General features: G+C 68.2%; 20 protein-coding genes. 14 read left to right on the forward strand and 6 right to left on the reverse strand.

Annotated features, from left to right (window positions below; all coding sequences use genetic code 11):
* The first annotated feature begins 121 nt into the window (after positions 1 to 121).
* The gene (gene nifA, locus ACSVC7_RS18375) at positions 122 to 1,996 is read left to right on the forward strand and encodes a nif-specific transcriptional activator NifA (RefSeq protein WP_448205757.1); all 1,875 of its coding nucleotides are present in this window, start codon (positions 122 to 124) and stop codon (positions 1,994 to 1,996) included.
* A gap of 145 nt (positions 1,997 to 2,141) precedes the next feature.
* A complete protein-coding gene (locus ACSVC7_RS18380; RefSeq protein ID WP_448205756.1) occupies positions 2,142 to 3,032 on the forward strand; it encodes an adenylate/guanylate cyclase domain-containing protein in 891 nt (296 codons plus the stop codon).
* Between the two features lie 32 nt (positions 3,033 to 3,064).
* Here the strand turns inward: ACSVC7_RS18380 and ACSVC7_RS18385 are convergent, their stop codons facing one another.
* The gene (locus ACSVC7_RS18385) at positions 3,065 to 3,688 is read right to left on the reverse strand and encodes a methyltransferase family protein (RefSeq protein WP_448205755.1); all 624 of its coding nucleotides are present in this window, start codon (positions 3,686 to 3,688) and stop codon (positions 3,065 to 3,067) included.
* A 373-nt stretch (positions 3,689 to 4,061) separates the two neighbouring features.
* Here ACSVC7_RS18385 and nifB point away from each other — a divergent pair, with 373 nt between their 5' ends.
* The 11 genes from nifB (at position 4,062) to ACSVC7_RS18440 (ending at position 11,797) form a co-directional block, all read left to right on the forward strand.
* Positions 4,062 to 5,624 carry a nitrogenase cofactor biosynthesis protein NifB gene (gene nifB / locus ACSVC7_RS18390; protein WP_448205754.1) on the forward strand — a complete coding sequence of 521 codons (1,563 nt, stop codon included), beginning with the start codon at positions 4,062 to 4,064 and terminating at the stop codon, positions 5,622 to 5,624.
* Between the two features lie 66 nt (positions 5,625 to 5,690).
* Positions 5,691 to 5,882: a 4Fe-4S dicluster domain-containing protein gene (locus ACSVC7_RS18395; RefSeq protein WP_209768180.1), complete on the forward strand. Its 192-nt coding sequence runs from the start codon at positions 5,691 to 5,693 to the stop codon at positions 5,880 to 5,882.
* Between the two features lie 60 nt (positions 5,883 to 5,942).
* Positions 5,943 to 6,458 carry a hypothetical protein gene (locus ACSVC7_RS18400; protein WP_448205753.1) on the forward strand — a complete coding sequence of 172 codons (516 nt, stop codon included), beginning with the start codon at positions 5,943 to 5,945 and terminating at the stop codon, positions 6,456 to 6,458.
* Positions 6,455 to 7,225 (forward strand): 4Fe4S-binding leucine-rich repeat protein, encoded by a 771-nt coding sequence (locus ACSVC7_RS18405; RefSeq protein ID WP_448205752.1) that lies wholly within the window; start codon positions 6,455 to 6,457, stop codon positions 7,223 to 7,225. Before ACSVC7_RS18400 ends, ACSVC7_RS18405 begins: the two co-directional genes overlap by 4 nt.
* Positions 7,226 to 7,236: 11 nt before the next feature.
* Positions 7,237 to 7,533 (forward strand): nitrogen fixation protein NifZ, encoded by a 297-nt coding sequence (locus ACSVC7_RS18410; protein ID WP_448205751.1) that lies wholly within the window; start codon positions 7,237 to 7,239, stop codon positions 7,531 to 7,533.
* A gap of 11 nt (positions 7,534 to 7,544) precedes the next feature.
* A complete protein-coding gene (locus ACSVC7_RS18415; protein ID WP_448205750.1) occupies positions 7,545 to 7,856 on the forward strand; it encodes a nitrogen fixation protein NifZ in 312 nt (103 codons plus the stop codon).
* 10 nt (positions 7,857 to 7,866) lie between these two features.
* Positions 7,867 to 9,021 (forward strand): cysteine desulfurase family protein, encoded by a 1,155-nt coding sequence (locus tag ACSVC7_RS18420; protein ID WP_448205749.1) that lies wholly within the window; start codon positions 7,867 to 7,869, stop codon positions 9,019 to 9,021.
* A 38-nt stretch (positions 9,022 to 9,059) separates the two neighbouring features.
* Complete coding sequence (gene nifT, locus ACSVC7_RS18425) at positions 9,060 to 9,269, forward strand: putative nitrogen fixation protein NifT (protein ID WP_448205748.1); 210 nt, start codon at positions 9,060 to 9,062, stop codon at positions 9,267 to 9,269.
* A gap of 5 nt (positions 9,270 to 9,274) precedes the next feature.
* Positions 9,275 to 9,559: a DUF6129 family protein gene (locus ACSVC7_RS18430; RefSeq protein WP_448205747.1), complete on the forward strand. Its 285-nt coding sequence runs from the start codon at positions 9,275 to 9,277 to the stop codon at positions 9,557 to 9,559.
* On the forward strand, positions 9,560 to 10,735 hold the full coding sequence (locus tag ACSVC7_RS18435; protein WP_448205746.1) for a DegT/DnrJ/EryC1/StrS family aminotransferase: 1,176 nt from the start codon (positions 9,560 to 9,562) through the stop codon (positions 10,733 to 10,735).
* Positions 10,736 to 10,891: 156 nt separating this feature from the next.
* Entirely contained in the window at positions 10,892 to 11,797 is a 906-nt protein-coding gene (locus tag ACSVC7_RS18440; protein ID WP_448205745.1) for an SIR2 family protein, read from the forward strand.
* Between the two features lie 24 nt (positions 11,798 to 11,821).
* Here ACSVC7_RS18440 and ACSVC7_RS18445 read toward each other — a convergent pair whose 3' ends face one another.
* The 5 genes from ACSVC7_RS18445 to ACSVC7_RS18465 all read right to left on the reverse strand — a co-directional run bounded on the left by ACSVC7_RS18445 (position 11,822) and on the right by ACSVC7_RS18465 (position 15,685).
* Complete coding sequence (locus ACSVC7_RS18445; protein WP_448205744.1) at positions 11,822 to 12,448, reverse strand: FMN-dependent NADH-azoreductase; 627 nt, start codon at positions 12,446 to 12,448, stop codon at positions 11,822 to 11,824.
* A gap of 147 nt (positions 12,449 to 12,595) precedes the next feature.
* On the reverse strand, positions 12,596 to 13,363 hold the full coding sequence (locus tag ACSVC7_RS18450) for a class II glutamine amidotransferase (RefSeq protein ID WP_448205743.1): 768 nt from the start codon (positions 13,361 to 13,363) through the stop codon (positions 12,596 to 12,598).
* Positions 13,364 to 13,426: 63 nt separating this feature from the next.
* Positions 13,427 to 13,870, reverse strand: coding sequence for an ArsC/Spx/MgsR family protein (locus tag ACSVC7_RS18455; RefSeq protein WP_448205742.1), 444 nt, complete (start codon positions 13,868 to 13,870; stop codon positions 13,427 to 13,429).
* A 6-nt stretch (positions 13,871 to 13,876) separates the two neighbouring features.
* Entirely contained in the window at positions 13,877 to 14,770 is an 894-nt protein-coding gene (gene draG, locus ACSVC7_RS18460) for an ADP-ribosyl-[dinitrogen reductase] hydrolase (protein ID WP_448205741.1), read from the reverse strand.
* Positions 14,771 to 14,797: 27 nt separating this feature from the next.
* Complete coding sequence (locus tag ACSVC7_RS18465) at positions 14,798 to 15,685, reverse strand: NAD(+)--dinitrogen-reductase ADP-D-ribosyltransferase (protein WP_448205740.1); 888 nt, start codon at positions 15,683 to 15,685, stop codon at positions 14,798 to 14,800.
* Between the two features lie 245 nt (positions 15,686 to 15,930).
* Here ACSVC7_RS18465 and ACSVC7_RS18470 point away from each other — a divergent pair, with 245 nt between their 5' ends.
* Positions 15,931 to 17,235 (forward strand): hypothetical protein, encoded by a 1,305-nt coding sequence (locus ACSVC7_RS18470; RefSeq protein ID WP_448205739.1) that lies wholly within the window; start codon positions 15,931 to 15,933, stop codon positions 17,233 to 17,235.
* The last annotated feature ends 98 nt before the right edge of the window (positions 17,236 to 17,333 follow it).

Genomic DNA, 17,333 nt, shown 5'->3' on the forward strand with positions numbered 1-17,333 from the left:
GCCCAAGGAGCGCGCACCCCACCCGGGAGGAAAGGTTCGAGGCGCCGTGCCGGAACCTTATGGACGACGCGCGAGGCATCGCGGGACGTTCCGGATTCCGGATGAGCTGGGGGTGTCGATCATGCCGGGTGCCATGCGCCAGTCCACGTCGAACCTGGAACTGCTGACGATCTATGAGGTCAGCAAGATTCTCGGTTCCTCCCTCGACCTGCAGCAGACCCTGCGCGAGGTGCTGCGGGCGCTGGCCTACCAGCTTCAGATGCACCGGGGCCGCGTCTATCTGGTGGGCGAGGACAACGTGCTGCGGCTGGTCGCCGCCAACGGTCTGTCCAACGACGCCGTCTCCCAGATCGAATTCCGCGACGGCGAGGGCATCACCGGCCGCATCCTGAAGACCGGCATGCCCGCGGTCGTGCCCAATCTGGCCGAAGAGCCGCTGTTCCTGAACCGCACCGGCGGGCGCGACGATCTGGACGAGCAGGTGGCCTCGCTGGTCGGCGTGCCGATCAAGGCGGCGGGCGCGGTGATCGGCGTCCTGACCATCGACCGCATCTCGGACGAGGGACCGAAGGGCCATTTCGGCAGCGACGTGCGCTTCCTGACCATGGTCGCCAACCTGATCGGCCAGACTGTGCGCCTGCACCGCACCGTGGCGGAGGAACGCCGCTTCATGATGCGGGAAACCTTCCGCATGCAGAAGGAACTGCGCCCGATCGCCGCCCCGATCAACGACGTGGTCTGCACCAGCCCCAACATGCTGGAGGTGATGGCCCAGGTGCACCGGGTCGCGCCCTTCAAGTCCACCGTGCTGATCCGCGGCGAAAGTGGCACCGGCAAGGAGCTGATCGCGCGCGCCATCCACAACATGTCGCCCCGCAAGGAGGCGCCCTTCATCCGCGTGAACTGCGCGGCCCTGCCCGAATCACTTCTGGAATCGGAACTGTTCGGCCACGAGAAGGGCGCCTTCACCGGCGCCCAGAAGGACCACAAGGGCCGGTTCGAGCTGGCGTCCGGCGGCACCCTGTTCCTGGACGAGATCGGCGACATCTCCCCCAACTTCCAGGCGAAGCTGCTGCGCGTGCTGCAGGAGCAGGAGTTCGAGCGGGTCGGCGGGTCCAAGACCATCAAGACCGACGTCCGCCTGATCTGCGCCACCAACCTGAACCTGGAGGAGGCGGTCGGCCACGGCAAGTTCCGCGCCGACCTCTATTTCCGCATCAACGTCGTCACCATCCACCTGCCGCCCCTGCGCGAGCGGCGCCAGGACATCGGCCCGCTGGCCCGCCACTTCGTCGCGAAGTTCGGCAAGGACAACGGCATGAACCTGACCATCGACAACGAGGCGCTGGAGGTTCTGAACCGCTGCACATGGCCCGGCAACGTGCGCGAGCTGGAGAACTGCATCGAGCGCGCGGCGACCCAGTGCCGCGACGGCGTCATCCGCCCCGACGCCCTGTCCTGCAGCCAGAATCTCTGCAACTCCTCGATCCTGTTCCAGTACCGCACCTTGGGGTCGTCGGTCGGCGGGCTCGCCCCGTCCATGGGCGCCCCGACGAACAATCCGTCGCGCCCGGCCGCCCCGGCGGCTCCGCAGCCGGCCGCCGCCAAGGCCCCCTCCCCCCTCCAGCCCGCCATGCCGATGCCGGAACCGGCGGGTGGCGGGTCCGGCTGGCCGGCCTGCGCGTCGGGCTGCGCCTCCGGCCCCTCGCCGGTGTGCGGCGCCGCCCAGCCCGCGGCCCCGGTGCCGCTCATCCCGCTGCCCCCGCCGGAGCCGGCGGGCGCCGCCCCCGCGGCCAAGCCCGCCGGGAGCACGCCCGCACCCGCCCCGGAGGTTCCGTTGGACGAGCCGGAGTCCGGCAGCCTGCGCGACCGGCTGTTGTGGGCCATGGAACGCACCGGCTGGGTGCAGGCCAAGGCCGCCCGCCTGCTGGGGATGACCACCCGCCAGGTCAGCTACGCGCTGCGCAAATACAACATCGAGATCAAACGGTTCTGATTTTGGATTGAGGGGTTCGAGCCGGCGAGCCGCGATGCTGGGACAGACCTAGCCGGTTGTGCTATGACTCGCCGGGGCCGGCCCGCGCGACGCGGGACCGGAAGGACGCAACCCGCTGGACAGGCAGGACCGGCTTTTGCACGAGATGGAACGATCCCTCGCGCTTCTGTTTGTGGACATCGCCGACAGCACCCAGCTGTACGAGCGCGTCGGCAACCTGCACGCCGCCGCGCTGGCGCAGAAGGTGCTGGCGCACCTGCGCCTGATCATCGAGGCCAACGGCGGCACGGTGATCAAGAGCCTGGGCGACGGGCTGCTCGCCGCCTTTCCGACGGCGGACGACTCCGCCCGCTCCGCCCTGACCATGATGGAACAGCAGGACGCCTACCGGCTGCGCCTGCGCGCCGGCATCCATTTCGGGCCGGTCGTCCAGGGCAAGGAGGATCTGTACGGGGATGCCTGCAACGTCGCCGCCCGCGTGGAAGCCATCGCCCGCCCCGGCGAGATCCTGGCGACCGACGATCTGGTGCAGCGGCTGACGCCGGCGCTCCACCGCAAGTGCCGGCTGCTGAACAGCGTATCGGTGAAAGGCAAGTCCCTGCCCATCCGCGTCCACCAGATCCGCTCCACGGAGGAGGCGGAGGACGCGGTGGAGAGCACCACCATCGGCCTGACCGTGTCGAACCGGCAGGAAGAGCACGGGATGTTGACCCTGAACCTGACCTACCGGGGCACGGTCGTGGCGATGAGCCGCCTTCTGCCGCGCGTGACGGTCGGACGGGAAGAGAGCAGCGGCCTGCGCATCCTGTCGCGCCAGACCTCGCGCCAGCACGCGGTGATCGACTTCAGCCGCGAAAGCTTCATCCTGGCGGACCACTCGACCAACGGCACCTTCATCCGCACAGGTGAATCGGTGCCCGTGGTGCTGCGCCGCGATTCCACCAAGCTGGTCGGCAGCGGCCTGATCGGCTTCGGCGCCGAACCGCTGAACGCCGACCAGGACCACGTCGTCGCCTTCCGCGGCGAACTGGCCTGAGGTTTACAGGAGTCGCCGGAGACCACCGTGCCTCAGATCCAGCGGCGGACGCGCTGGCGGTATTGCCGGTAGACGTCGCCGTGGAGGTTGGCGAGATGCTCCTCCTCCAGCCGCACCGCCACGTTGATGCTCAGCAGGTAGGACACCATGATGGCCAGCGACACGGCGGTCGGAGCCAGGATGAACAGCCCGATGGCGTAGCCGGCCACACCGCCGAAGATCGGGTTGCGGGAGATGCGGAACGGGCCGGAGGTGACCAGGTCGGTCTTGCGGCCGAGGTCCACGCCGATGCGCCAGGACCGCCCCATGGTGTGGTGCCCGACCGTCATAGCCACCGCGGCGACGATCATGCCCGCGAACCCCAGCCAGTGCAGCAGGCCGCCCCCCGCCGCGCCCAACGCCGCCATGCCGGGAATGTAGCCCAGTTCCAGATCCAGGCCGGGCCACCAGACCGCCCGCGCCAGGACATAGACGGACGTGAAGGCCACCACGCCCTTGAAGTAGAGGCCGAGAAAGGTGTGCGCGTTGTCGCCCGGCTCGAACTCCATCGCGTTCACGCCCGTGTGCTTGCGCAGCCACCACAGCCGCAAGATCGTCGCAACCTGGAAATAGACCATACAAACGAGCGGAAACCAGCGAAGAAACGCCTCGGGCATAAGCACACCTGCGGCCTGCAAGACAGAGTTGCCGCACCATGACCAAGCACTCTGATTTTGACAATCACGGAAACGTCACACCCGCAAAAGATGGCACCGACCGCATGCTGTCGTGTGACAACGGGAAATATTATCCACCGATCGTCGCTGTCGCGCCTCTGCGGCACGAGTGGACGGCGGCTTGTCGGTTCCCCGACACCCCGCCCCGTTTGTCGCAATGCCGACACAGGCCACAGAGCCGACAAAACGCCGCAAGCCACTGATTTTCCATCATTCCCGAAACTGGCCCCGAACTTGCTATTGCCAGGGGGACCGATGCGCCGATGGCGCGGCAGGCCACAGCGCCAACGGCGCGGCAGGGAAGGAGTGGACGATGGGCAACGTGATTTCGCTCGACAGCATCCTGGGCCTGGGTGAGCTGAAGGCCTCCGCTGAAGCGCCGGTGTCGGCGCCGGCCGCGTCCGGCTGCGCATCCTCGTCCTGCGGATCGTCCGACGGACCGGCCGACCTGTCGCCGGAGGTGTGGGAGAAGGTCAAGAACCACCCCTGCTACTCCGAAGAGGCGCACCATTACTTCGCCCGCATGCACGTCGCCGTGGCGCCGGCCTGCAACATCCAGTGCAATTACTGCAACCGCAAGTACGATTGCTCGAACGAGAGCCGTCCGGGCGTGGTCTCCGAGAAGCTGACCCCCGACCAGGCGCTCAAGAAGATCCTCGCGGTCGCCAAGGAAATCCCGCAGCTCTCCGTCATCGGCATCGCCGGCCCCGGCGACAGCCTCGCCGCCAGCGGCAAGAACACCTTCAAGACGTTCGAGATGCTGCAGAAGAAGGCGCCGGACCTGAAGCTGTGCCTGTCCACCAACGGCCTTGCCCTGCCGGACCATGTGGACACCATCGCGAACTACAACATCGACCACGTCACGATCACCATCAACATGGTCGATCCGGAGGTCGGGCAGCACATCTACCCGTGGATCTTCCACGACCACAAGCGCTGGACCGGGCTGGACGCCGCCAAGATCCTGCACGAGCGCCAGATGCTCGGCCTGGAGATGCTGACGGCGCGCGGCATTCTGGTGAAGGTGAACTCCGTCATGATCCCTGGGATCAACGACGAGCACCTGCTGGAGGTCAACAAGGCCGTCAAGGCGCGCGGCGCCTTCCTGCACAACATCATGCCGCTGATCTCCGACCCGGCGCACGGCACCCACTTCGGCCTGACCGGCCAGCGCGGCCCGACCGCGCAGGAACTGAAGGCGTTGCAGGACCAGTGCGAGGGCGGCGTGAAGCTGATGCGCCACTGCCGCCAGTGCCGCGCCGACGCGGTCGGCCTGCTGGGCGAGGACCGCGGGGCCGAGTTCACGCTCGACCGGATCAAGGCGATGGGCGAGGTCGACTACGACGACGAGGCCGCCCGCACTTACCGCGAGCATGTGGAGACCGAGCGCGCCGGGCGCCACGCCGCCAAGGCCGCCGCCCAGGCCGACGTGGTGGACACGGTGGGCACGGAGGTGCAGCCGATCCTGATCGCCGTCGCCACCAAGGGCGGCGAGCGCATCAACGAGCACTTCGGCCACGCCAAGGAATTCCAGATCTACGAGGTCGGGCCGAAGGGCGCGCGGTTCGTCGGCCACCGCCGCGTGGACCAGTATTGCGAAGGCGGCTCCGGCGACGAAGACGCGCTGGACAGCGTGCTGTCGGCGATCAACGACTGCGCGGCGGTGTTCGTCGCCAAGGTCGGCGGCTGCCCGTCCAAGAAGCTGGAAGCGGCGGGCATCGAGCCGGTGGACCGCTTCGCCTTCGAATACATCGAAGAGTCGGCATTGACCTACTTCAAGGACTATGCCGAGCGACTGAGCCAAGGTGCCGTCAACTCCCGCGCGGGCCAGGATGCGGTGATCCGCACCGGCGCCTTCACCGCGCGCCGGGCCTGAGACGGCACGTCACGACCTTAACCGGCGGCCCACCGCAACAGCCGCCCTTCATCCGAGGAGAGAACGATGGCTTACAAGATCAAGGCTTCCGACTGCACCGCCTGCGGCGCCTGCGAGGCCGAGTGCCCGAACAACGCGATCAGCTTCAAGAAGGGCGCCTACGCCATCGACCCGGCCACCTGCACCGAGTGCAAGGGCCAGTTCTCCAGCCCGCAGTGCGCCTCGGTCTGCCCGGCCGACTGCTGCGTCCCGGCCTGATCTGCGCCTTCTACCCCTCTCCCCTCCGGGGGAGAGGGTTTCCGTCGCGGGAGCACCGCCATGCTGGACGAGGTGGATGAAGGCTGGCTCAACCGCCGTTACTACGGCGGCGACCTGCCGCCCGAGGCGGAGCGGCTCCTGCATCTTGCCGCCGCCAGCTACGCCGACGGCGAAGTCGCCCAGCGCCACCTTGCCGAAGCCGCCGCGCTGGCGCCGGGGCACCGGCTGGTCGATCTCGGCCACTACAAATTCCATTTCTACAAGGCGAACCTGGACGAGGCGCTGGTCTACGGCGAGCGGATGCTCGGCCACGCCATGGCGGCCATTGGCCTGAACCACGCCGACTGGCGCGTTGTGGGAAAGGATCACGGCGACTTCACCGGCCTGGACCCGGCGCCGCGCCTGTTCCTGTTTTCCCTGACCGCGGTCGGCTACCTGCTGCTGCGCCTCGGCCGCATGGCCGAAGGTCGGGAAGCCCTCGGCAAGGTCAGGGACCTCGACCCCAAGGACAAATTCGGCGCCGCGCGCCTGCTGGAGGTCGCCGACCGTCACGGGCGGGAGGACGACGACGCATGAGCGACGACATCGACAACGCGCTGGACTGGCTCGGCCGGCCGATCAACTGCGGCGACTGTCCGCACCAGGATCGCCTGACCGACGGGCGCTGCGAACCGCTGCGCGCCTGCGTCCACGACCGCTACGCCAAGCGCATCCAGCGCTTCTTCCAGTGGAACGAGGACTTGGCGGGCGAGCATCTGGACCATCCCTATTTCGAGGTCCGCGCCAACGCCGCGCGCTACGCCCCGATCTTCCTGATCCCGCGCCTGATGGAGGACCCGGACGAGACGGTGCGCGCCTCGATCGCGCGGCGCCTGCCCCGCCGGCTGCTGCTGAAGCTGCGCGACGACCCGGACCGCGAGGTGCGCATCGCCGTCGCCACCCGGCTGGAGGACGCCGACCTCGCCCCGCTGATGCGCGACCCCGACTATTCCGTGCGCCTGCGCGTCGCCAAGCGCGTGCCCGAAGGCATGCTGCCGGCCATGATGCATGACGACGACCCGGAGGTTCGGCTGGAGGTGGCGCAGCGCATCGGTCTCGACTGGCTGATGAGCATGGCCTGGGACGACAGCAACCGCGTGCGCATGGTCGTCGCCCAACGCCTGCCGCCGGAAAAGCTGTCCGCCCTGGTGCGCGACCCCGACTGGTGCGTCCGCTTCGTCATCGCCAGCCGCATCGACCCCGACTATCTGGACCCGCTGACCCAGGATCCGGTGGACGACGTCCGCGCCGTGGCGCAGCAGCGCCGCGCCGGCCTCGCCACCAGCGACCTGATTCCCGACTGAGGAGCCACCGAATGCGCGAGCGCGCCCGTGACCCGAACGACAGCATCGAGCTGGAAGGCCCCCCGGCCTTCGAGGAAGGCCAGAAGGTCCGCGCCCTGAAAGACGTGCGCAACGACGGCACCTACCCCGGCCGACCGATGGGCGACTTCCTGATCCGGACAGGCGACGTCGGCTACGTCAAGTCGATCGGGACCTACCTGCAAATGTACTACATCTACGGCATCGACTTTTACGAGAAGCGCATCATCGTCGGTATGCGCGCCAAGGAACTCGAACTCGTCGACGCCACCTGCAACGATCCCAAATGAGGAGCACCGCCATGACGGAAGCCGCTTTTGAAGCCAAGAAGCCCGGCTTCATCCCGCCGCGCGAGCCGCTCTACGACTGGGGCCTGCACGTCGTCGTCGTGGAGGATCTGTTCAACGACGGCAGCCACCCGAACGCCGGGGACGGCGCCCTGCTGGTGCCGAAGGGCACGCCGGGGATCATCGTTCGCATTGGTCACGCCGAGGGGACGCAAATCCCGGTGTATCTGGTCGAATTCCCGGCCGGCGTCGTGGTGGGCTGCCTCGAAGAGGAGATCATGCCCGCCGATGGAAAGCGACGCGGCGTGCCCGGCGTCATGGACTGATCGTGATGGAATGATGATCTACCTGGACAACAACGCAACCACCCCCCTGGCGCCCGAAGTGCGGGAAGCCATGCTGCCGCACCTGTTCGAGCAGTTCGGCAACCCGTCCAGCCCGCACGCCGCCGGCATGGCCGCCAAACAGGCGGTCGGCGAGGCGCGCGGGCAGGTCGCCGGGCTGATCGGCGCGAAGCCGGCCGAGATCCTGTTGACGGCCACCGCGACGGAGGCCAACCACACGGCCCTGCTGGGGACGTTGCGGGCGTTGTCCGAAACCTCACCAACCCGCCGCCACGTCGTGACGACGGCGGTCGAGCACCCCTCCACGCTCCTGCTGCTCCGCGATTTGGAGCGCCAGGGCTACCGCGTCACCGTCCTGCCGGTGGACGAGGCGGGGCGCATCGACCTCGGCCTACTGCGCGCGGCGGTGACGGCGGAAACGGCGCTCGTCTCCATCATGTGGGCGAACAACGAGACCGGCGTGGTGCTGCCGGTGGCCGCCGCCGCCGACATCGTCCAGGCGCGCGGGGCGCTGTTCCACACTGACGCGGTGCAGGCCGCCGGCCGACTGCCCGTCAATGTGGACGCGGTCAACGCCGACCTGCTGACGCTGTCCGCGCACAAGATGCACGGGCCGAAGGGCGTCGGCGCGCTCTACATCCGCCGGGGGACCCCCTTCGCCCCGCTGATCCACGGGCACCAGGAACGGCACCGGCGCGGCGGGACGGAGAATGTGCCGGCCATCGTCGGATTCGGCGTGGCGGCCGGGCTCGCCCGCTGCGCCGCGGCGGAGGCCGACGGGATCGCCATGCTGCGCGACCGGCTGGAGCGCGGCATCGTCGCCGCCTGGCCGGGCAGCCGTGTCAACGGGGCCGGCGCCCAGCGCCTGCCCAACACCACGAACATCCGCTTCGCCGACCCGCAGGGGCGCCCGGTGGACGCGGAGGAACTTCTGATGCGCCTCGACCGCGCGGGCATCGCCGTCTCCATGGGGGCGGCCTGCGCGTCGGGCGGGAACGAGCCGAGCCATGTGCTGACGGCCATGGGCCTGACGCCGGCGGAGGCCGCCGCGAGCCTGCGCTTCTCGCTCAGCCGCTTCACCACCGGTTCGGAGGTGGAAACGGTACTCACCGAACTGCCGGCCCTCTACGCGAGGCTGGCCGCATAACCGGACAAACCAAACAGAACGGACGATCGGAGACTGACATGAAGGTGATGGTGCGCAAGGCGGGCGAGCAGTACACGATCTACGTCGCCAAGAAGGACCTGGAAGAGGCCATCGTCGAGATGGAAAAGCCGGGCCTGTGGGGCGGCTGGATCAAGGTCGCCAACGGCTGGACGCTCGACCTGCCGGAGATGCCGGCGGACACCCGCCTGCCCATCACCGTCGAGGCCAAGAAGCGCGGCGCGGAGTGACGGCCATGACCCTGTCCCCGGAACGGATCGACGCCATCGCCGCCATCGCCGCCCGCGTCTTCGCCGACGGCAAGGGCACCGACGCCGCCGTGCGGGCGGTGCGGGAGGCGAACCCGGACCTGTCCAACGTCACCGGGGCGCACGCCTCGGTGATGGCGGAGGATCCCTACCGGGAAGAGCCTGGCTTCAACCTCTATCTGGTCGACGGCAGCAACCATTGCTGGCTGATCACGAACAAGCCGGACAGCGCGACCGGCGTCGTGATCGCCCAACGGGACGAGGACGACTGAATGACCGACATCGAGGACGACTCCCAACTGGGCGACTACATCCCGCTGGTCGATCCCGACATCTCGGACGTCGAGGTGGAGGTGCTGGGCCGCGTCCTCACCTCCGGGGGCCTCAGCGACGGACGCATGACCCAGGCGTTCGAGGACGCCTTCGCGTCCTACCTCGGCCGTGCCCACGCCATCGCCGTGTCCAGCGGCACCATCGCCACGCTGCTGGCGCTGAAGGCCTACGGCATCGGGCCGGGGGACGAGGTGCTGTGCAGCCCCTACGGCTGGCATCAGGTGCAGCACGCCATCGCGCTGGCCGGGGCGACGCCGGTCTTCGTGGACATCGACTACTGGCAGCACACCATCAACCCGGAGAAGGCCGCCGCCAAGGTCACCCCGCAGACCAAGGCGATCCTGGCCGGCAACGTCAACGGCCACCCCGCCCACTGGGACGAGCTGCGCGCGCTGGCCACCGACAAGGGTCTGATCCTGATCGAGGATTCGACCGAGGCCATCGGCTCCACCTACAAGGGCAAGCTGGTCGGCGGCTTCGGCGACTGCGCCATCTTCGACTTTTCCGAGCCGGGCGTCCTGCTGGCCGGCGAGGGCGGGATGATCGTCACCGACGACAAGGATCTGGCGCACCAGCTCCGCTACCTGCGCCGCCGCGAGGTGGAGCACCGCAACACGGTGGTCATCACCCGCACCGTCCCCTTCCAGGCAAGCATGAGCAACCTGAACGCCGCGCTCGCCCTCGTTCAGTTGAAGCGCCTGCCGGAGATTTTGGAAAAGCGCCGCAAGGTGGTTGGCTTCTACGAGACGGCTATGGCCTCCTTCGAGGGCATCAAGCCGCCCTACAAGGGGCCGGGCGCCACCGACGTGCACCCCATGGTCTACACCGTGCACCTGGGCACCCGCTTCACCGCGTCGGGCCGCAAGGCGATCCTGGAGGATCTGGACACGCACGACGTGGACGCGTCCGATTACGGACAGGCGCTCTACACCCAGCAATATTACCAGGAGCGCGGCGCCAGCCGGGCCGACTGCCCGGTCTGCCAGAAGACGGTGGACCGCGTGCTGGCCCTGCCGCTGCACCACAAGGTGACCGAGGATCAGGTCCAGTTCATCGTCGACACGCTCAAGGACGCCACCGTCAACACGGGAGCCGGAGCGGCGATTTATTTGTGAGCCATTTTGCCCCCTCCCTCCCACGCTGACGCGCGGGTCCCTCCCTCCCCCGCTGCGCGGGAGAGGGGGGAGGATGCGCGGAGCGGCGGAGTTCCCTCTCCCGCGAGAGCGGGGGAGGGTTAGGGAGGGGGCCGCAGCCATCCGAATGGGGTTAGCATGACCGACGCCACCGTCATCGAGACCGACACCTCTGTCATCGACACCGCGTCCGTCCAACCGGACGCGGGCACCATCATCGCCGAGATCGCCGCCGCGCTGAAGGCGCGCAACGTGGTGCCCTACCTCGGGCCGGGGGCGTTCGCGCTTCTGCCGGAGGCGGAGTGCCCCATCCCGCGCAACTCGGCCGAGCTGACCCAGCGCCTGAACGCCAAGGTCGCGGCCCCTGGCCGCATCCGCAGCCAGCTGACCGCCGTGGCGCAGTTCATCGAATCGCGCCGCCACCGCAAGACGCTGGACGGCATCCTGAACGAGATCTTCCGTCGGGAGGCGCCGGCCACGCCGGTCCATGCGTGGCTGACCACCCTGCCCGCCCCGCCGATGATCGTGGACGTCTGGTACGACAACGCGCTGGAAACCCTGCTGACCGCCAGGGCGGACCGGAGCTGGGGCCAGATCCAGGGCCTGTCGCACCCGCAGGGCGCCGGCGAATGGGTGAAATACTACGCCCCCGGCGGGGCGGAGGTGTCGGCCGACGCCGCCGCCGGCTGGGAGACGATCCTGTACAAGCCGTCGGGCAGCGCCACGCCGGCCGGCAACTACCTGATCTCCGACAGCGACTTTGTCGAGATCCTGACGGAAATCGACATCCAGACGCCGATCCCCGCCGTCGTGCAGGAACGCCGCAAGGACAAGCACTTCCTGTATCTCGGCTGCCGCTTCGATCAGGAAATCCAGCGCACCTTCGGCCGGCAGATCGCCAAGCGGTCTTCGGACAAGCACTGGGCCGTGATCGAGGGCGAGCTGTCCAAGAACGAGGCCCGCTTCCTGGAACTGCACAACATCACCCGCCTCGACCTGCCGCTGGGCGAGGCGGTGCGGTTGATCAGCGAGGCGGTGGGCTGACGCCCACCACCCCTCCTCACCAACTCAGGCCGCGACCGGCAGGGGCAGCGCGTCGATGGCGCGCTGCGCGGCGTCCAGCGCCTTGTCGCGCGCCTCCGGCCCCATGCCGACGCCCTCGGCGCGGATCACCGTCACGTCGGTGACGCCCATGAAGCCCAGCACCGTGCGCAGGAAGGATTCCTGGTGGTCCAGCGCGCTCATCGCTTCGCTGGTCGAATAGACGCCGCCGCGCGAGGAGGCGATGATGACCGTCTTGCCGCCGGCCAGACCGACCGGCCCGTTCTCGGTGTAGCGGAAGGTGCGGCCCGCCTGGGCGATGCGGTCGATCCAGGCCTTGAGCTGGGTCGGGACGGAGAAATTGTACATCGGCGCGCCGATCACCACGACGTCGGCGGCCAGGAACTCGTCAACCAGCGCGTCGGTCAGCGCCAGCTCCTCCGTCTGGCGGGCGGTCAGGCCCTCCAGATTGCGGAACTTCACCACCTGCATCAGTTCGCCGGTCAGGTGGTCCGGCGGCGCCACGGTCAGGTCGCGGCGGACGACCTCGACGCCCGGATCGGCCTTCCGGTAAGCCTCGACGATGGAGGCGGTCAGCTTGCGGGAAACGGAGGCGTCGCCCAGCGGGCTGGAATCGATGTGCAGAAGCTTCATGGTCGGTCCCTTTCGGTTGAAGCGGAGCCGCCAGTGCGGCGGCAACATCGCTTCATCGTGTCTCGACCACGAACATAGTCCCGCTACGCCAATCGATTGAGAGCCAAGTCCGGCAAGGACTGTTGCTCCCACCGAAACAGTTTGCGGTCAGCGGACCGGCATTCCGCCCCGGAACACAACCATCTCGCCGCTCTTCATGATGGTCCAGTTCTCGTCCCGCGTGAGCGGGACGGTGGCAACCACGGTGACGATGTCCTTCGGCGTCGTCTCCTTGGCGAAATCGATGCTCATGTCCTCGTCGATCAGGGTCGCCGGGCCAAAGGGGGCCTTACGCGTCAGCCACGCCAGCTTGGTCGCGCAGTGGCACCACAGATAGCGCCCGTCGCTGAGCAGCATGTTGAACACGCCGAGCTTGCCGAGGTCGGTGGCGAGGTCGCGCACCAGCCTCATCAGCGCGGCCGGGTTCTTCGGCGGCTCCGGATACTGCATGCGGATCTGGTCAAGCAGCCAGCAGAAGGCATGCTCGCTGTCGGTGGAGCCGACCGGTTCGTAAAAGGTCAGCGTGCGGTCCTTGATGCCCTTCAGCTGGCCATTGTGGGCGAAGGTCCACACGCGGCCCCACAGTTCGCGCGTGAAGGGGTGCGTGTTCTCCAGCGCCACCTTGCCCCGGTTGGCGCGGCGGATGTGCGAGATCACCACGCAGGACTTGATGGAATAGCTGCTGACCAGCCGCGCGATCTCCGACTCGCAGCTCGGCGCCGGGTCGTGGAAGGCGCGGCAGCCCTTGCCCTCGTAGAAGGCGATTCCCCAACCGTCGCGGTGCGGGCCGGTCTGCCCGCCACGGCGCATCAGCCCGCGAAAGCTGAAGCAGATGTCCGTGGGCACGTTGGCGCTCATGCCCAGGAGTTCGCACATGGGATCGCCCCTGTCAGGTTCCTCACAAGTGGCGACAAACCTACGACAGGCGGAGGGGTTCCGTCACCCCTTTGCGCCCACCGAATTGGAAGGGGGCGGGCACGGCGGCATGTCCGGACGGACGCAGCCTTCCAGCTTCCCCTCCGGAGCCGATGCACCAAGACCGATCCAGGCGTCCACCCGCTCCGCCTCGAAGCCGCAGTCGCGGCGGTCGCCCACCTGCATCAGCGGGCGCCGGATCAGCAGCGGGGTCTTCAGCATCAGGGCGAGCGCCGAAGCCTCGTCCTGCGCGTCCGGGTCGATCTCGCCGGTCTTGATGGCGGGGGCGGCGCGGTTGAACCACTCGGCCACCGGGCGGTCGCCGAAGAAGGGGCGCAAGCTGTCCGGCGTCCAGGGCTCGGACAAAAGGTCGCGGGCGCGGACGGTGTGGCCGGCGTCGGCCAGCAGCTTTTTCTGGCGCGCGTTGCCGGCGCAGCCGGGCTTTTCGAAGAAAATCACCTCAGCCATGGGGAATCACCCTTTGCGGAGCGCCGGGGCACGGGCGAGCAGCCCGTCCACCTGGGCGCAGATCTCGTCATAGACCTCGCGGTCCAGCTTGCGCAGCCAGCGCGGCGGGATGTTCTCCACCCCATAGGTGGCGCCGGCCAGCATGCCGGCGATGGCGCCGGTGGTGTCGGCGTCGCCGCCCTGGTTCACCGTCTCGACCACGCAGGATTCGATGGAATCGGTCTGGAAGTAATAGTGCATCACCGTCTGCATCGTATCGACGATGAAGGCGGTGGACAGCCCGCGGTAGGGCTGGAACTTGAACTGACGGTGTTGGGCGATCAGTGCGTTGATCTCGTCGCGCACGTCCCGCACGGTGCCGCCCATCACCAGCCGCCGCACCATGAAGCCCAGCGACAGGGTGGCCGCGTCGGACAGGGCGTTGCAATGGGTGATGTGCGCCTGATCCAGCGTCCAGGTGCGGAAGGCCTCGTCGTCGCCCAGCGTCGCCAGCGCCACCGGCAGGTTGCGCATCGCCGCGCCGTTGCCGCCGTGATACTCGCACTCCGGTTCCGACAGGGTGCCGTGCATGATGAAGCGGCGGATGCCGCGCCGTGTCGTGTCCCCGACATCGACCGGAACGCCCTTCAGCCAGACCGCGAATTCCTCCGCCGCGCGCTTGGCGTCCCACTCCGGGCCGGAGAGGATGGCGCGGCCGAGGTGGATCGACATCTCCGTGTCGTCGGTCACCTGCCCGGCCGGCAGCTTCAGCCAGCCGCCGCCCTTGATGTGCTTGTGCACGCCATACTGGTGGGCGATTTCACCCTTTGTCAGAAACTCGACCGTGGCGCCCAGCGCGTCGCCGCAGGCAAGCCCGAGATAGGCCCCCAGCGCGCGCGAGCGGATGTGATGTTGGGTCATGGGCCGGATGTGTCCCGCGATGGGTTGTCAAAGAAGCGACACCCCCACCCTGTAATCCCCGCCGACCACCAAATACTCTCCCTCGCCCTTGAAAGGATAGCGAGGCAAAATGTCGCGGAAGAACACGACCTTGGTGAGCGGCACCCAGGTTTCCAGGATGTAGTCGCCGAACTGGCCGGCGATGTCGCGCTCGATGGAAAAGGAGCAGAGATTGTTGAGGCGCAGCACCGCCGTGCGCTTGTCCGGGCGCGCGACGATGTGGTGTTCCTCGAAATTGTTCACGCCGCGGTACAGCCGGATGTGGCTGGCCCGCGAGGGCATCGGCGCGTCCGGCCAGCCGCGGCGCATCCACCACTGGCAATACTCGTACATCAGGTCGAGCTGCAGGTGGATGTTGTTGTTGTGGAAGCGGGTGGAGACCTTCTCCTCCCCATAGATCTGCCACGCCTCCGACGAGAAGCGCAGGATCGGTTCCTTGTGATAGGTCGGCAGCAGGCCGAAGCGGCTTTCCACCCAGCCCTTCAGCACGGCCCCTTCCGAATTGTTGCTGTCGAACATCCAGCCCTTCAGCAGGCGCAGGTAGCTGGCGCGGTAGCGCCGCTTGCCGTCCGCGCCCTCGGCTCCGGAGAAGTCCGGGTTCAGGCCGAAGGTGAAGGCCATATAGTGCTGGAAGACGTCCGCGGCGATCAGGCTGTTCGGGCTTTCGTCCAGCGCCTCGAACAGGACCGCGTGTTCCTTGCGGGTGGCGCCGATGCGCAGGCGGCGCGGCTCGTCGTTGAAGCCCTCCGTGCACAGCACCTCGGCCGGCACGTTCAGCAGGTTGGTGCGGTGCGCCCGCAGCGCGAGCGGGGAGTCCGGATCGACCGTCCGCCCGTTCGCGTCCCTGATGCCGCCGCCTGCCGAACCGTCCGCCATGCCGCCCTCAAGCCCTTACTTTTTTCATGGATACTCCGAAACGGGGCGATCCGCCAAGCGTCGGCGTTGCCATGCCCGCGCCTCATCCACACCGGACCATGTTTCGAATTCCGAAACACTTCGAAGACGATTTTCAATAACTATCACCGCACTTCAAATACCTAAAAAATATCCGTTTGAACGGACTGTCACAAAGCACCATAGTCAAGGCGACAAAAGGCAACCACGCCAAGACGAGGCCGGCTATGTGGCTGATGAAGCGGCAGGGCAAGGAGGCGCGCAACCGCGCGGCACCGCCGCCGCGGGCACTTCCAGCCACCGCATTACCGGACCGCGCCGCCCATCGCCCCGGCCCGCCCGCCGCACCGCCCGCCTTGCGCGGCGTGCGGGAGGCCCGCGACGCGGTGACGCTCGCCCGCCTGCTGCGCGGCACCATCACTCCGATGCGCGCCGACGAGGTGCTGGCCCTGCTGGAGCCGCACCGCCCGCGCCTGGTGCTGAAGCCGGTCAACCCGCTGGCCGCGATGATCGGCCAGTCGCCGGGCCGCATGCTGGAGGCGCTGTTGCGCCCCACCGCCCCGATCATCCTCGACGTGCTGCTGCCCCGCCTGAGCGACCACCTGATCGACCGGCTCGTGCACGGCAGGACCTCGCCCGAGGAAGGCCTGCCGAGCGCCGTGGACGTGGCGGAGGCGATGCGCTCTCTGGTCACGCTGCTGCGCGGCGCCGGGCGCGGCACGGTGCTGGCCGTGGTCGCGGCGGTGGAGGCCGACGGGCGCGACGACGCCGACCGCTTCACCCGCAGCACGGAGCCGCCCGGCCCCGGCGTCATCGACGCGCTGGCCCGCGCCCTGCTGCGCTTCGAGGTGCGCCGGCTGATCCTGGAGACGCTGGGCGCCACCACCGCCTTGCAGGACGTCATCTACCAATCGCGCCGCCTCGCCCGCTTCGCGCTGCGTCAGGCGACCGCCGCCATTGAAGGCTTCGTCACCGACCGCGGCCTCAAGACCCTGCACGCCAGCCTCGCCACGCTGGACTCGGTGGATGGGCTGGTGGTCGTCGTGCTGCGCAACCTCGACGACCAGGAAGAGTGCCGGGAAGAGTCCAGCCCCTTCGTGGAGCCGGCCGACCGCAAGGCGTTGAACGACTACCTGTCGGCCGCGTGGCGGCTTTCCGACATCCTGTTCGACCTTGTCGGAAAGGCCGCCAACGGCGGAGAACTGGACGACCTGCTGTTCGAGGCGCTGCTGCGCCAGCTCGACGCCCTGCACCAGTTCTGCACCGACCTGGACCACGCCGGCCGCCCACCCATCCTCGACACGCTCGAACGCCGTCTGGTCGAGCGCACCGGCGCGTTGGCCCGACTGGCCGGGGAACGCCTGGTCGAAACGCTGCTCGGCCGCCCGGCCGACCACGCCAAGGCCCGGCGCCTGCTCGCCCGCGGCCAGTCGCTGGCGCAGCTCCTCTACGACATGGGCCAGGACGACGGCCTGGAGGAACTGGCCATGCGCCTCGTCGTCGCCCGCGACGCCCTTGGCGAGGCCGCGTAGCAACTGTTGTTGGTTGGTTGGGTTGAGCGCACGCGAAACACAACACCCGTTGCATCGCGGAGATGTTGGGTTTCGCTGACGCTCAACCCAACCTACGA

This window comes from Azospirillum mesophilum (genome assembly GCF_053470405.2).

Bases quoted from the DNA above. Each gene is read 5' to 3' on its own strand.
- nifA (WP_448205757.1), top strand. From the start codon at position 122: ATGCCGGGTGCCATGCGCCAGTCCACGTCGAACCTGGAACTGCTGACG.
- ACSVC7_RS18380 (WP_448205756.1), top strand. From the start codon at position 2,142: ATGGAACGATCCCTCGCGCTTCTGTTTGTGGACATCGCCGACAGCACC.
- ACSVC7_RS18385 (WP_448205755.1), bottom strand. From the start codon at position 3,688: ATGCCCGAGGCGTTTCTTCGCTGGTTTCCGCTCGTTTGTATGGTCTAT.
- nifB (WP_448205754.1), top strand. From the start codon at position 4,062: ATGGGCAACGTGATTTCGCTCGACAGCATCCTGGGCCTGGGTGAGCTG.
- ACSVC7_RS18395 (WP_209768180.1), top strand. From the start codon at position 5,691: ATGGCTTACAAGATCAAGGCTTCCGACTGCACCGCCTGCGGCGCCTGC.
- ACSVC7_RS18400 (WP_448205753.1), top strand. From the start codon at position 5,943: ATGCTGGACGAGGTGGATGAAGGCTGGCTCAACCGCCGTTACTACGGC.
- ACSVC7_RS18405 (WP_448205752.1), top strand. From the start codon at position 6,455: ATGAGCGACGACATCGACAACGCGCTGGACTGGCTCGGCCGGCCGATC.
- ACSVC7_RS18410 (WP_448205751.1), top strand. From the start codon at position 7,237: ATGCGCGAGCGCGCCCGTGACCCGAACGACAGCATCGAGCTGGAAGGC.
- ACSVC7_RS18415 (WP_448205750.1), top strand. From the start codon at position 7,545: ATGACGGAAGCCGCTTTTGAAGCCAAGAAGCCCGGCTTCATCCCGCCG.
- ACSVC7_RS18420 (WP_448205749.1), top strand. From the start codon at position 7,867: ATGATGATCTACCTGGACAACAACGCAACCACCCCCCTGGCGCCCGAA.
- nifT (WP_448205748.1), top strand. From the start codon at position 9,060: ATGAAGGTGATGGTGCGCAAGGCGGGCGAGCAGTACACGATCTACGTC.
- ACSVC7_RS18430 (WP_448205747.1), top strand. From the start codon at position 9,275: ATGACCCTGTCCCCGGAACGGATCGACGCCATCGCCGCCATCGCCGCC.
- ACSVC7_RS18435 (WP_448205746.1), top strand. From the start codon at position 9,560: ATGACCGACATCGAGGACGACTCCCAACTGGGCGACTACATCCCGCTG.
- ACSVC7_RS18440 (WP_448205745.1), top strand. From the start codon at position 10,892: ATGACCGACGCCACCGTCATCGAGACCGACACCTCTGTCATCGACACC.
- ACSVC7_RS18445 (WP_448205744.1), bottom strand. From the start codon at position 12,448: ATGAAGCTTCTGCACATCGATTCCAGCCCGCTGGGCGACGCCTCCGTT.
- ACSVC7_RS18450 (WP_448205743.1), bottom strand. From the start codon at position 13,363: ATGTGCGAACTCCTGGGCATGAGCGCCAACGTGCCCACGGACATCTGC.
- ACSVC7_RS18455 (WP_448205742.1), bottom strand. From the start codon at position 13,870: ATGGCTGAGGTGATTTTCTTCGAAAAGCCCGGCTGCGCCGGCAACGCG.
- draG (WP_448205741.1), bottom strand. From the start codon at position 14,770: ATGACCCAACATCACATCCGCTCGCGCGCGCTGGGGGCCTATCTCGGG.
- ACSVC7_RS18465 (WP_448205740.1), bottom strand. From the start codon at position 15,685: ATGGCGGACGGTTCGGCAGGCGGCGGCATCAGGGACGCGAACGGGCGG.
- ACSVC7_RS18470 (WP_448205739.1), top strand. From the start codon at position 15,931: ATGTGGCTGATGAAGCGGCAGGGCAAGGAGGCGCGCAACCGCGCGGCA.